Origin of the sequence: Pseudomonas sp. PDM24 (assembly GCF_019218905.1) — a bacterium.
GTDB lineage: Bacteria > Pseudomonadota > Gammaproteobacteria > Pseudomonadales > Pseudomonadaceae > Aquipseudomonas.
In genome coordinates this window covers 484570-497105 of the sequence record NZ_JAHUWR010000003.1, presented here as the reverse complement: position 1 = coordinate 497105, position 12536 = coordinate 484570, and the positions used below count along the sequence as shown (strand labels likewise).

Genomic DNA, 12536 nt, shown 5'->3' with positions numbered 1-12536 from the left:
TTCATTGTGCCTGGCTAGCGCTCACTGCATTTTTTTGTTCCTGGGATCGTCCGCCGGGTTGAGGTAAGTGATTCCCCAAGGCCCTGTGCCGTGGAGTTGAAGCACGGTTTCCTGTTCTCGACTGGCGCCGAACATAGACATGCCGACAGGAATGATCAGGGTGTCACCCGGATGATAGGCCTTGGCCCGTGCCGGATCGAAGGTGTCTCCGGTGGCGAAGTAGAAGGTGCCCGAGATAACGGTTACGCGTTCGGTCACGGGATGGGTATGCACGCCGATTTTTGTATTGGCCGGCAGCTTCAAGCGCAGGGTGAAGGGCTCGGCGGCTTTCAGGTCACCTTCAATCACAGCAATCATTGCGCCGGGGCCCACCGCTGGCGCAGGTTTCCAGTTGAGTCCGGATGAGGTGGCGGCAATAAAACCCGCTTCCTCGGCCAGGGCGGTCAATGTCAGAAAGGCAGGGCTGAGCAAGGCCAACAAAACAGCGGTCGCTTTGTGGGCAATCATCATGGTTTCCTCGTGTCTGGGGGCCTCAACGCACAGGAGCAGAGCCTGTGCAATCAAGTCATATATGTTGACGGTAGCCGAATGCCGGAGCGCGGATATACCCATTGTGAACCAGTGCTATAACGCATAAGCATGAGTTTATGCTGACCTGGTCCTACCGGCGCACACCCTGAGGAGTGACAACCATCATGAAGAAGATCGACCCAAAAGACGGCGAGGAGGGAGGCTCTGTCTCTGCACTGATAGACGCAAAAATCAAGGCGCTGACTGACTGGCGGGGTGAGACCCTCGCTCGGGTTCGAACGCTGATCAAGCAGGCCGACCCTGAAGTGGTCGAGGAATTGAAGTGGAGAGGGGTTCCGGTGTGGTCGCACGCCGGCATCATCTGCACCGGTGAGACATACAAGAATGCCGTGAAGATGACCTTCGCCAAGGGGGCTTCGCTGGAGGATCCTTCAGGTCTGTTCAACGCCAGCCTCGAAGGCAACACCCGACGTGCCATTGATATTCATGAGGGCGACAGGATTGATGAAGACGCGTTGAAGACGCTGATTCGTGCGGCGGTGGCGCTCAATACGTCGAAGTAGGTTGTTCTATCCGGCTAACTGATCGACTCCAGGGTTCTCGGATAAAAAAATCGGCACTGTTTAGATCGATTATTTCTTTCGGTTCTTTATATAGCTCTGTGGCGAATATCCGTAACCGATAAAACCACGTCTTCGTTTTGATTCTGTATGCGATGAAGACGCTGTCGCCGCTATAACAGACGGTGCCGTACCGCCCGCGGCACTAAAGCGGTTTCAACATCAAAACCTGCTGCTCGGCCATCATCTTGTCGTCCCTTCGCCAGTCCTTAGAATCCGCCTCCATCAGCTTCGTCCAACTATCGAATCGCTTAGGGAGTTACACCATGATGAACGCCATGCAGATGCCAATGCCGATGATGAATACCAACATGTCGATGATGCCGATGATGGGCGTGCCGATGATGATGGCGACCATGAGCTGCGAAATGATGGACGACGGCATGATGTGCAAAATGATGCCGGCCGCTGGCATGGACATGGCCATGTTCAAGAACAGCGCTGAAATGATGCAGATGATGATGAACTGCGGCATGCCGATGATGATGCACTGCGCCAACATGAGCATGATGTGCATGTCCCAGGCGAGCATGGCCATGCCGATGATGAACATGATGATGCCAATGCCGATGATGGGCATGCCGATGCCGTCGATGAAGTGCGTGATGGAATGCACGATGATGGCCGACTGCATGATGTGCAAAATCATGCCGATGGCCGGCATGAACATGGACATGATGAAAAGCTGCTGCGACTTGATGATGAAAATGATGAACGATTGCAGCATGCCGATGATGATGAGCTGCAATGGCATGCCGCTGATGTGCTGCACCTGCTGATCCCTGACAACACAAAAAAAGCCCCCGCGACCTTACGGTTACGGGGGCTTTTTCATTCCCGCAGACACCACATCCCCCTGTAGGAGCGAGGCTTGCCCGCGAAGGCAGCGTGTCAGCCACTATCAATGTTGGATGTGCTGGCCTCTTCGCGAGCAAGCCCGCTCCCACAGGATTTGTGTCATACAAAAAGTTTTGTTAATGACCGCTTCCCCTGTGGGAGCGGGCTTGCTCGCGAAGGCGGTGTGCCAGGCAACATTAATGTCGACTGACACTCCCTCTTCGCGAGCAAGCCCGCTCCCACATTGGATGTTCATTGCTCTTTCAGGTGTTTAATCCAGCCGTTCCGGGTAAGTCACCACCAGATAAGCCACTGCCTCACTGTCAGCGGGGTTGCGGTAGCGGTGGGGCTGGTCGGCGTAGAACAGGATCGAGTCGCCGGTAGACAGCAGGTAACGTTCATCGTTGACGCTGATTTCCAATACACCCTGCGACACCACCAGGTTCTCCTGAACACCGGGCCCATGCCCCTCGCTGTGGTCTTCGCCCAAAGGGCTCAGGCGCAGTTCGTAAAACTCCGATTGGCGTGCCACGTCGAACGGGAACAGGGCGCGGCTGACGAAGGCTCCGCTGGCGCTGACCAAGCGTTTGCTCTCTCGCGCCGACAGCACGGCCACACCTTCGAAGGCCCGATGCTCCAGAAAGGCGGCCACCGAGACCTTCAGGCCTTTGGCAATTTTGCACAGCACTTTGATGGACGGCACGCTGCGTCCGGACTCGATCTGCGCCAGCATTGCCCGACTCACACCGCATTGCCGGGCCAGCGCGTCGAGGGACAAGTGACGCTTGCCCCGCAGCCGTTGCAGGTTCTGTGCGACTCGCTCGCAGATCGGGTCTTCTTCCAGCGGCTCCAGATTATTCAAGTCCGTCACGGGTTCGTCTGCGCTCGCCAGAAATCGCGAGGGTTGCTGCGCGTTCATGCGTGACGGGTCTCGGTCGAATGAGCGGCCTGGACCCACTGATAGGCCTGTAGACCGGCGTTACGTGCATACATTTCCCACATGGCCCGTGCCCGTTGCTGAGCCTGTTTGCGTTTGCGGTAACGGGCGAAGTCGATGAGGTTGTCAGTCGGATTCATGGGGCACTTCACTGTGGTGATGAATGACGGGATGAGCTGAGAGTACGTGGATATTTTTATAACGATAAATACTGATTTTGTATGTGTTAATTCATTTTGGTTATTTGAATTAATATTCCATTTAGGAATAAACAGATAATTATATATTCCTTTTGTTGTCGGTTCAGGTGGTGCACTTTGAGGGCCTGCACATCCATGCGGATGCGCCCGACACCAGACAGGAAGCCTCATCATGACCATCAAAGCGATCAACGTCCGCAACCAGTTCAAGGGTGTCATCAAGGAAATACTAGAGGGCGAAGTGGTGTCCGAAATCGACGTGCAAACCGCTTCCGGGATCGTCACCTCGGTGATTACCACCCGTTCGGTGCGCGACCTTGAATTGAAAGTGGGGAGCGAGGTGATTGCCTTCGTCAAATCCACTGAGGTGTCGATCGCCAAGCTCTGAAATTGAAAATTGAGCGACGAAAATCCTGTAGGAGCGAGGCTTGCCCGCGAAGAATGCACCGCAGTTTTTCAGGTGTTACGCGTCAGCGTTCTTCGCGGGCAAGCCTCGCTCCTACAGGGGCTACGTCTCGACTTCCATAACGTTGAGGTTTTCATGGCGACTCCTTTCAAGCGCTCCGCATTGACACTGCTGGCAGCCTCCGTGGCTGCGGTGAGTGCGTTACTCAGCTCCGGCGCTCAGGCCGAAGGCAAAATCAGCATTGCCCAGCAATTTGGTATCGGTTACCTGATCCTGGATGTGGTGCGCGATAAGCAGCTCATCGAGAAACATGGCAAGGAGCAGGGCCTCGACATCAAGGTCGACTGGAACAGCATCTCGGGTGCCACGGCGATGAACGAGGCGTTGTTGGCCGGTGCGCTGGATGTGGTGTCGGCAGGCGTGCCGCCGATGCTGACGATCTGGGACCGGACCAAGGGCAAGCAAAACGTCAAGGCCATCGCCTCGCTGGGGTCGATGCCCAATTACCTGCTGACCAATAATCCGAACGTAAAAAGCCTCAAGGACTTCACCGAAAAGGACCGCATCGCGGTACCGGCTGCAGGGGTAGGTTTCCAGTCGCGCACTTTACAAATCGAAACGGCGAAACAGTTTGGCGCGCAAAACTTCAAGAAGTTTGACGACATCTCGATCAGTCTCGCCCACCCGGATGCGACGTCGGCGCTGATTGCCGGCGGTTCGGAGATCAACTCACATTTCTCCAGTCCGCCGTTCCAGTACCAGGAGCTACAGAGTCCCAACGTACACAAGGTGCTGAGTTCCTACGACGTATTGGGTGGCCAGGCCACGTTTAACGTGCTGTACACCACCGAGAAATTCCACGATGAAAACCCGAAAACCTACAAGGCGTTTTACGCGGCACTCGCCGAGGCCGAGAAAATAATCAAGGCCGATAAGCCCGCAGCCGCCCAGACCTATATCCGGGTGGAACAATCGAAGCTGGCGCTGCCACTGGTTGAGAAAATCGTCGCCGACCCTGAAATCGACTTCACCGTCGTGCCCCAGCGCACCTTCATCTACGCCGAGAAACTCCAGGAACTCGGTGTGCTGAAAAACAAGGCTGCCAGCTGGAAGGATTACTTCTTTGAAGAAGCACACAGCAGCGAGGGAAGCTGAGCGGGTCAGAGCCCCCGGCTGCTTCTGATCAACTCATAGGCCCGACGCACCAGCGGATTCACGGTGTTGGGCCGAATCCACAAGTGGTAGGTCACGTCCGGCAGCCGTGGCAGGCCATCGGTCTCGCCGAGTACGCGCATGTCCGGGCCGAGCATTTCCATGCTTCTGGGCGTGACGCCCAGCCCGGCACGGGTCGCGGCTTTGATGCCAATCAGGTTCGACGCCAGGTACGCCTGGCGCCAGGGAATGTTCGCGCGTTCCAGGGCTTCCAGCGCATAGCGGCGATAGATGCTTGGCTCATCCACCAGGATCAGCGGCAAAGGCTCGCCGGGCGTATGGATGTACTGCGCCGAGCAGATCCACCACACCGGCGAGGTGCGCAAGGCAAAGCCTTCGAGCGTCGGGTCTTCGCGAGTGGAAATCACCATGTCGACCTTGCCCCGGTGCAGGTCATCCATCAAAAACGGGCTGCGGCCGACATCGATCTCCAGGCGTAAACGAGGGGCCGAGCGGGCGATGTGGCTGAGGATCGGCGGCAGGATGGTGTCGGCAATGTCATGGGGCGAGCCGATGCGCAATACGCCGCTCAAGTTGCTTTCGCGCAGGGAGTTCAATGCATCGTCGTTGAGCGAAAGCATCTGCCGTGCATGGCGCAGCAACTGCAAACCGGGTTCGGTGAGTTGCTTCTGTCGCCCGCGCTTCTCGAACAGGCTCACCCCGACTTGTTGTTCCAGGCGTTGCATGTGTTGGGTGACCGACGATTGCGTGCGGGCCAGTTGCGCGCCGGCCTCGGCAAAACTGTGGTGATCGACCACGGCAATGAAGGTGCGCAGTAATTCGAGATCGAGGGTAGATGAGGTCGACATGGCCATTCCTGAGGCTGTTTTTACATCAAGGCTGCAAACATAAACATTACATTTATTTATGTGTTTTTGGCGATTTTTTGGTGATTTGGTTACAAGGTTCAGTAATTGCTGGGGTTGTTAAGATTGTCCCTTAGCGCCAATACGGCAAGTTATAACGATATTAGATATTTGAATTTCCGTTACACCAACGCTGTACCTAGGATGCCCTCACATCAGGTCGGGGGACGCCGATCATTCCATGAGGGGAAATCCATGTTGCTTGAGCGCTCACCTGTAAAACGATTGTTGCCTGCCATGCTGGGTGCCTTGATCTCATTGGCCGCCAGTGCCGGTGCTCAGGCTGATGCCACCCTGGACAAGATCCAGCAACGCCATGTGCTGACAGTGGGGGTTGTACTGTCCGGTGGCCCCTTTGGCAGTATCGATCCGAGTACCCAGAAGCCACGGGGTTTGAACGTCGACCTCGCTCAGGAGCTGGGCCGGCAATTGGGCGCCGAGGTGCAACTGGTGCCGGTATTGCCCGCCAACCGCGTGCAATTTTTGCAGCAGGGCAAAGTTGATCTGCTGATCGCCAACATGGAGTGGACGGCCGAACGCGGCGAGATTCTCGGTTTTGTGCCGACACCGTTCTACCGCGTCGGCGGTTCCGCGGCGCTGCTCAAGGACAGCAAAATCACCCGTTGGGAAGACCTCAAAGGCCAGCCCGTCTGCACCTCCCAGGGCAGCAGCTACATCAAGCCGCTCACCGAGTTGGGCGTTGAGATCAAAGCCTTCAAGAGCTCGTCGGAATCCTTGCTCGCGCTGCGTGGCAACAACTGCGTCGCGGCGGTGCATGACGCCACGCTGATCAACCCGTTGATCGCCGACAACGTCGAATGGCAGGGCTATCGCGCGCTCAGTCCGGAACTCAACCCGGCCCCTTCAGTGATCTGGACCCGACCTGGCGAACGCGATACCCAGGACCGGCTTGACCCGATCGTCAAGGAACTGCATCGCAGTGGTTGGCTGATCGAAGCCCAGACCCGCAACCGCATCACCCCCGCGTCACCGGCCTTGGTGGATTTACAGAAACAGTTCCAGGCCAACGGTGCCTGACCGGTTCACCTCATCGTTTCAATAAGCCGCCGACTGGCTCGGCGGTCGTTCAAGGAAGTCGTGCATGAACCGATATTTTTCCGCCAGAGGCCTGGCCACTTTGTGCCTGGCAGGATACGCCGTGCTTGGCGCCAGCCTCGCTCAGGCCGACGCCACACTGGACAAGATCGAGCAACGCCACGCCATTAGCGTCGGGGTGATTCTCAGTGGCCCGCCATTCGGCACTCTCGACCCCAAGACCGGCGAGCACCTGGGGTACAACGTCGAACTGGCCAAGGGCATCGCCAAGGCGCTGGGCGTCGAGGCGCAAACGGTTTCGGTGCTGGCGCCCAACCGGGTGCAGTTCCTGCAACAGGGCAAGGTCGACATCCTGATCGCCAATATGCAGTTCACCGAAGAGCGTGCCGAGATTCTCGATTACGTGCCCACGCCTTATGAAGAAGTCGGCGGTGCCGCGTTGATTCGCAAAGGTGCGGGCATCACCCAGTGGGCCGACCTCAAGGACAAACCGGTGTGCGTGTCCCAGGGCAGCAACTTCATCAAACCCTTGCAGGAAACCTACGGCGCACAGATCAAGGCGTTCCGCAGCCAGTCCGAATCGTTGTTGTCGTTGCGCGGCAATGGCTGCGTGGCGGCGGTGCATGTCAGCCCGACCATGCATACCTTGTTGAGCGATGCCGAGTGGGCCGAGTATGAAATCCCGCTGCCGGGTGATTTGATCCCGTCGAACTCGGTGATCTGGATCCGCAAGGGCGAACACGATACCCAGGCGAAACTCGATGCCATCGTGCGCGACTGGCACCGCAGCGGCTGGTTGATCGAATTGGGCGAGCGCACCGGCATGGCGCCGTCGCAGGCCTTGCGTGACCTGCACGAGCAATACCGCAATGCGGCACCGCTGGCAGCGCGGCCATGAGTCGGCCGTTGTTCGTCGCTTTGCAGCAACTACTCGGCGCCCGTCATGTGCAGAGCAACGAAGAGGCCGCCGCGTACCTGACCGACAAGCAGGGTCGTTATGTGGGGCAGGTCGTGGCCGCGGTGCACCCGGCAAACACTGAAGAAGTCGCCGCGGTGGTTCGTGCCTGTGTGGCGTGTGATACGCCGGTGGTGGTGCAGGGCGGCAACACCGGGCTGATGGGCGGTGCGACCCCGGACGCCAGTGGGCGTGCGGTGTTGCTGCTGCTCGATCGCATGAACCGCGTACGGGCGGTGGACACCGACAACGACACCCTGACCGTCGAGGCGGGGTGCATTCTGCAAACCATTCAGGATGTCGCCCGTGACGCCGGGCGTCTGTTCCCGCTGAGCCTGGGCGCCGAAGGCAGCTGCACCATCGGCGGTAATCTGGGCACCAATGCCGGCGGCACCGCGGTGCTGCGTTACGGCAATACCCGCGAATTGACCCTCGGCCTGGAAGTGGTCACCGCCCAAGGCGATATCTGGAATGGCTTGCGCGGTTTGCGCAAGGACAACACTGGCTACGACTTGCGCGACCTGTTTATCGGCAGCGAAGGCACCCTCGGCATTATCACCGCCGCAACCCTGAAACTGTTCCCGCTGCCCAAAGCCCAAGCCACGGCGCTGCTAGCCTTCGATTCGTTGGCCCAAGCGGTGACGTTCCTGTCCCATGCCCGCGCCGGTTTCGGTGCCAGTCTCACCGCGTTCGAACTGCTCAGCGCCGAGTGCCTCACGCTGCTGCGCGAGCAATTTCCCGAAGGCCCGCAACCCTTTCTTGGCGCCCGTCAACCCTGGTTCGCGCTGTTGGAATTGTCCGATAACCACAGCGAAAGCCATGCCCGCGAAGCGTTTGAACAGGTACTGGGCGAAGCCTTCGAACTGCGCTTGCTGGCCGATGCGCTGATCGCCGAAAGCCTCGCCCAGAGCCAGGCGTTGTGGCTATTGCGCGAAAACATGAGCGAGGCGCAGAAGCGTGCCGGTCGCAACATGAAGCACGACATCTCGGTGCCGATTTCCCAGGTGGTGGCGTTTGTCGCCGATACCGATGCTTTGTTGCAGCGTCATTTTCCCGGTGTGCGGCATTACACCTTCGGCCATCTGGGCGACGGTAACCTGCACTACAACGTCGCCCATCCGCAGGATTCGACGGTCGAGGCGCACATGGTCCATTACGCGGCACTCAGCCAACTGGTGCACGACAGCGCCCATGCCCACGGCGGCTCCATCAGCGCTGAACACGGTATCGGCCAGCACAAACGGGACATGCTCGGGCGCTATAAAAGTCCGGTAGAACTCAACCTGATGCGCCGGATCAAGCAGGCGCTGGACCCGAACAATCTGCTGAACCCCGGCAAGGTATTGGAGGCGGTTCAGTCATGACACTTCGCCTGTCCAAACGTGTGCAGCGCGTCTCGCTGTCGGCCAATGCCGCCGCCAAATCCCAAGCCACGGCCCTGCGCGAGGCCGGTCGCGACATCCTCGACCTGACCACCGGCGAGCCGGATTTCGACACCCCGGACCACATCAAACAAGCCGCTTATGCCGCCATCGCTGGCGGTGCCACCAAGTACACGCCGACACCGGGCGTGAAGGCCTTGCGAATTGCGGTGCAACGCAAGCTCCAGCAGGAAAACCATCTGGACTACCCGCTGGAATCGATCGTGATTGCCAACGGCGCCAAACAGATCATCTTCAATGCCTTCGCCGCCACCCTTGATGACGGCGATCAAGTGCTGGTGCCAACGCCGTACTGGCCGTCCTTCCCGGACAGCGTGCGCTTCAACGGTGGCGAGCCGGTCTTCATCGAATGCGGGTTGGCGCAACGCTGCAAGCTGACGGCCGAGCGGTTGGAGCAATACATCGGTGAGCGAACTCGCTGGCTGATCCTCAATGGCCCGGGCAACCCCAGCGGCGCGGTGTACAGCGAGACCGAGTTGTACGCCTTGGCCGAGGTGCTGCGGCGCCATCCCCAGGTGCTGATTCTGCTGGATGAGCTCTACGAACATATCCGCTTCGACGGTCGGCCGGCCCAGAGCCTGCTCAACGTTGCGCCGGATTTGCAGTCGCGCTGCCTGATGGTGGGCGGCGTGTCCAAGACCTACGCCATGACCGGTTGGCGAATCGGTTTCGGTGCCGGACCGCAAGTGCTGACCCATGCGATGACGGTGGTGCAATCGCAATCCACCTCGGGCGCTTCTTCGGTAGGGCAAGCCGCCGCGTTGGCAGCCTTCGAGGGCGGACTGGACTTCTTGCGGTCGCAGGTCGCGGCCTATCAGCAACGCCGGGATTTACTGGTGAGTGCTTTACGCAAAGTAGACGGCCTCGAAGTGCTCGAACCTCAAGGTGGTTTCTTCGTATTTATTCGCTGCGCCGGATTATTGGGCCGCTATCGCCCGGACGGTCAGCGCTTGGAAACCGATACCGACGTCGTTGCGTATTTGCTGGAGGAGGGCGTGGCCGGCGTAGCGGGCAGCGCTTATGGCTTGTCGCCGTGGTTTCGCCTGTCCATTGCCACTGCGACTGAAACCGTCGCCGAGGCCGGACGACGCATCGCTCAAGCCTGCGGGCAATTGCGGGGCGAACCATGAATCACTGGCTGGAATTGTTCGTCCACTGGGCCGCCGGCTTCGGCCTGAACTACGGCTTTCTGCTGGACGCCTACCAACGCGGAACCCTGGAGCAGGGCGCGCTGACCACGGTGTTGCTGTGCCTGTTCACTATCGTCGGTAGCCTGCTGGCGGGTGTCGGGTTGGCGGCGATGTTGACCTCGGGCAACCCCTGGCTGGCGAAACCTGCGCGGGTGTTTGTCGAAGTCACCCGCAACACGCCGACGCTGGTGCAGCTGTATTGCGCGTTCCTGGTGCTGAACATGCTGCTGACCCAGGCCGTCGGCGCGGCCAACCCGCTGACGCCGTTCGCCTGGGTGGTGATCGTCATCTCGCTGCACAAGGGCGCATTCCATGCCGAAGCCTTGCGCGCCGGCATCGAAGCCGTACCGGCGGTGACGATGGAGGCGGCCAGTTCGCTGGCGTTCAGCAGTCGGCAGTTGTTGTGGAACGTGCAACTGCCGCTGGCCCTGCGCTTCGCCTTGCCGTCGCTGATCAACAACCTGATCGACCTGGTGAAGATGACCGCTGTCGCCTCGGCGATTGCCGTCGGCGACATCACCTACGCGGCGATCATGATCTGGACCCAGAGCGATAACGTGCTGGAGTTGATGATTCTGATCCTGACGTTTTTCGGTCTGCTGAGTTTTACCGTCAATTGTGTGGGGCGCCTGCTCGAAGCGCGCCTGAGGATGCCCGGCTATGGCCATTGAATCGTCCGTCACCGCGCCAGTGGCCTGGCCACGGCGGCATGTCGGCAAGTTGCTGCTATTGGCAGTTGCCGTGCTCTGGCTGGTGTATTTCGCCCCGCACAGCCCAGTGCTCAAGGCCTTGCTGCAATGGTCGCCAGCGCTGGTCGTGGGCTTTGGTCAGAACATTCTGATCAGCCTGGTGGCGATCGGGTTGGGGTCGTTGCTGGGGCTGCTGGTGGGCGCCCTGGGGTTGTCGCCGTTGTGGTTGCTGCGCTTGCCGGCGCGGATCTGGGTGCAGGTTTTTCGCAACGCACCGTGGCTGGTGCTGATCTACTTCACCACCTATGTGTTCCCGTTCGAGATCCACATTGGCAGCGCCTATGTCTCGTTTCCGGACTGGGTCAAGGTCACCCTTGGCCTGGCGTTGCCGGCGAGCGCCAACGTCGCGGAAATCTTCCGTGGCGCGGTCGCCTCGATCCCCAGTACCCAATGGGAAGCCGCACGTTCCCTGGCGTTCACCCGTGGGCAGATTTTCCGCTCGATCATCCTGCCGCAGTGCTTCAAGCGCATGTTGCCGCCGTGGATGAACCTCTACGCGGTGATCACCATGGGCACCGCGCTGGCGTCTTTGGTGGGCGTGCATGACGTGATCGACACCGCGCAAATCGCCAGCAATACGGTGAACCTGACCGGTTTTACCGTGGTGATTTACCTGAGCCTGCTGGTGCTGTTCTTTGCTTACTGCTACCCGATTTCCCGACTCACCCAACACCTGGAGCGACGTTATGCCTTCTACTGAAACCGTCGCTGAGCCCCTGGTCAGCCTGCGTGACCTGCACTTGTCGTTTGGCAGCAACCCGGTGCTCAAGGGCATCGACCTCGACGTGCACCGTGGGCAGGCCGTGTCGATCATCGGCCCGTCCGGTTCCGGCAAGTCGACGATCCTGCGTTGCATCACCGGCCTGTTACAGCCTCAGCGCGGCAGTATTCGCGTCGGCGCCACCGAGGTTCACACCCTGGCCCAGGAATCCCAGCGCATCGAGTTGCGCAAGCGCGTGGGGTTTGTGTTCCAGCAGTACAACCTGTTCCCGCATTTGTCGGTGCTGGAGAACCTGGTGATCGCACCGCGCAAAGTGCTGGGGCGCAACCGCGCCGAGGCGGAGAAAGACGCCCGCGCGTTGCTGGCCAAAGTGCGCATGGAGCACAAGGCCGATGCTTATCCGGGACAACTTTCCGGCGGTCAGCAACAGCGGGTGGCGATTGCCCGGGCGTTGGCCATGCGCCCGGAATTGATTCTGTTCGATGAGGTGACCTCGGCCCTCGACCCGGAAACCGTCGGCGAGGTGCTGACGGTGATTCGCGAGCTGACCGAAGAGGGCATGACTTGCGTACTGGTGACCCACGAAATGCGTTTCGCTGAAGAGATCAGCGACATCGTCTACTTCACTGAAAACGGCGTGATCGTCGAGCACGGCAGCGCCGCGCAGATCTTCCAGCACCCCACCAGCGAGCGCACTCAAGAGTTTCTGCGTCATGCACTGGGCGATCCGGGACGCCGTCCCCGCGTCGCCAATGATCCGTATCTGTTGACCAACCTGAGCCGCTACAGCCTGTCTGTCTAATACCGAGGAGCC

The 12536-nt window shown here is 59.3% G+C and carries 15 protein-coding genes; 11 read left to right on the top strand and 4 right to left on the bottom strand.

The window, feature by feature from the left end:
* Positions 1-21 precede the first annotated feature (21 nt).
* Entirely contained in the window at positions 22-507 is a 486-nt protein-coding gene (locus tag KW837_RS13925; RefSeq protein WP_218396752.1) for a cupin domain-containing protein, read from the bottom strand.
* Between the two features lie 188 nt (positions 508-695).
* Here KW837_RS13925 and KW837_RS13920 point away from each other — a divergent pair, with 188 nt between their 5' ends.
* Positions 696-1094 (top strand): DUF1801 domain-containing protein, encoded by a 399-nt coding sequence (locus KW837_RS13920; RefSeq protein ID WP_218396506.1) that lies wholly within the window; start codon positions 696-698, stop codon positions 1092-1094.
* A gap of 323 nt (positions 1095-1417) precedes the next feature.
* Positions 1418-1930: a hypothetical protein gene (locus tag KW837_RS28795; RefSeq protein WP_256348754.1), complete on the top strand. Its 513-nt coding sequence runs from the start codon at positions 1418-1420 to the stop codon at positions 1928-1930.
* A gap of 329 nt (positions 1931-2259) precedes the next feature.
* Here the strand turns inward: KW837_RS28795 and KW837_RS13910 are convergent, their stop codons facing one another.
* Positions 2260-2907 (bottom strand): helix-turn-helix domain-containing protein, encoded by a 648-nt coding sequence (locus KW837_RS13910; protein ID WP_007904465.1) that lies wholly within the window; start codon positions 2905-2907, stop codon positions 2260-2262.
* The gene (locus KW837_RS13905) at positions 2904-3065 is read right to left on the bottom strand and encodes a hypothetical protein (protein ID WP_218396502.1); all 162 of its coding nucleotides are present in this window, start codon (positions 3063-3065) and stop codon (positions 2904-2906) included. Before KW837_RS13905 ends, KW837_RS13910 begins: the two co-directional genes overlap by 4 nt.
* A gap of 232 nt (positions 3066-3297) precedes the next feature.
* Here KW837_RS13905 and KW837_RS13900 point away from each other — a divergent pair, with 232 nt between their 5' ends.
* On the top strand, positions 3298-3513 hold the full coding sequence (locus tag KW837_RS13900) for a molybdopterin-binding protein (protein WP_007904463.1): 216 nt from the start codon (positions 3298-3300) through the stop codon (positions 3511-3513).
* 153 nt (positions 3514-3666) lie between these two features.
* Positions 3667-4686 carry an ABC transporter substrate-binding protein gene (locus tag KW837_RS13895; RefSeq protein ID WP_218396499.1) on the top strand — a complete coding sequence of 340 codons (1020 nt, stop codon included), beginning with the start codon at positions 3667-3669 and terminating at the stop codon, positions 4684-4686.
* Positions 4687-4691: 5 nt separating this feature from the next.
* Here the strand turns inward: KW837_RS13895 and KW837_RS13890 are convergent, their stop codons facing one another.
* Positions 4692-5552 carry a LysR substrate-binding domain-containing protein gene (locus tag KW837_RS13890; RefSeq protein WP_007904461.1) on the bottom strand — a complete coding sequence of 287 codons (861 nt, stop codon included), beginning with the start codon at positions 5550-5552 and terminating at the stop codon, positions 4692-4694.
* A 252-nt stretch (positions 5553-5804) separates the two neighbouring features.
* On the opposite strand from KW837_RS13890, the gene KW837_RS13885 reads away from it, so the two are divergent.
* The 7 genes from KW837_RS13885 (at position 5805) to KW837_RS13855 (ending at position 12524) form a co-directional block, all read left to right on the top strand.
* Positions 5805-6647 carry a transporter substrate-binding domain-containing protein gene (locus KW837_RS13885; RefSeq protein WP_218396497.1) on the top strand — a complete coding sequence of 281 codons (843 nt, stop codon included), beginning with the start codon at positions 5805-5807 and terminating at the stop codon, positions 6645-6647.
* A 64-nt stretch (positions 6648-6711) separates the two neighbouring features.
* Complete coding sequence (locus KW837_RS13880) at positions 6712-7563, top strand: transporter substrate-binding domain-containing protein (RefSeq protein WP_218396495.1); 852 nt, start codon at positions 6712-6714, stop codon at positions 7561-7563.
* Positions 7560-8984 (top strand): FAD-binding oxidoreductase, encoded by a 1425-nt coding sequence (locus KW837_RS13875; RefSeq protein WP_218396492.1) that lies wholly within the window; start codon positions 7560-7562, stop codon positions 8982-8984. The genes KW837_RS13880 and KW837_RS13875 overlap by 4 nt, the downstream gene beginning before the upstream one ends.
* Entirely contained in the window at positions 8981-10192 is a 1212-nt protein-coding gene (locus KW837_RS13870; RefSeq protein ID WP_218396490.1) for an aminotransferase class I/II-fold pyridoxal phosphate-dependent enzyme, read from the top strand. The genes KW837_RS13875 and KW837_RS13870 overlap by 4 nt, the downstream gene beginning before the upstream one ends.
* The gene (locus tag KW837_RS13865; protein WP_218396488.1) at positions 10189-10923 is read left to right on the top strand and encodes an amino acid ABC transporter permease; all 735 of its coding nucleotides are present in this window, start codon (positions 10189-10191) and stop codon (positions 10921-10923) included. The genes KW837_RS13870 and KW837_RS13865 overlap by 4 nt, the downstream gene beginning before the upstream one ends.
* Positions 10913-11701 carry an amino acid ABC transporter permease gene (locus KW837_RS13860; RefSeq protein WP_008071998.1) on the top strand — a complete coding sequence of 263 codons (789 nt, stop codon included), beginning with the start codon at positions 10913-10915 and terminating at the stop codon, positions 11699-11701. The genes KW837_RS13865 and KW837_RS13860 overlap by 11 nt, the downstream gene beginning before the upstream one ends.
* Positions 11688-12524, top strand: a complete 837-nt coding sequence (locus KW837_RS13855) for an amino acid ABC transporter ATP-binding protein (RefSeq protein WP_192343571.1) — start codon at positions 11688-11690, stop codon at positions 12522-12524. Before KW837_RS13860 ends, KW837_RS13855 begins: the two co-directional genes overlap by 14 nt.
* Positions 12525-12536: the final 12 nt, after the last annotated feature.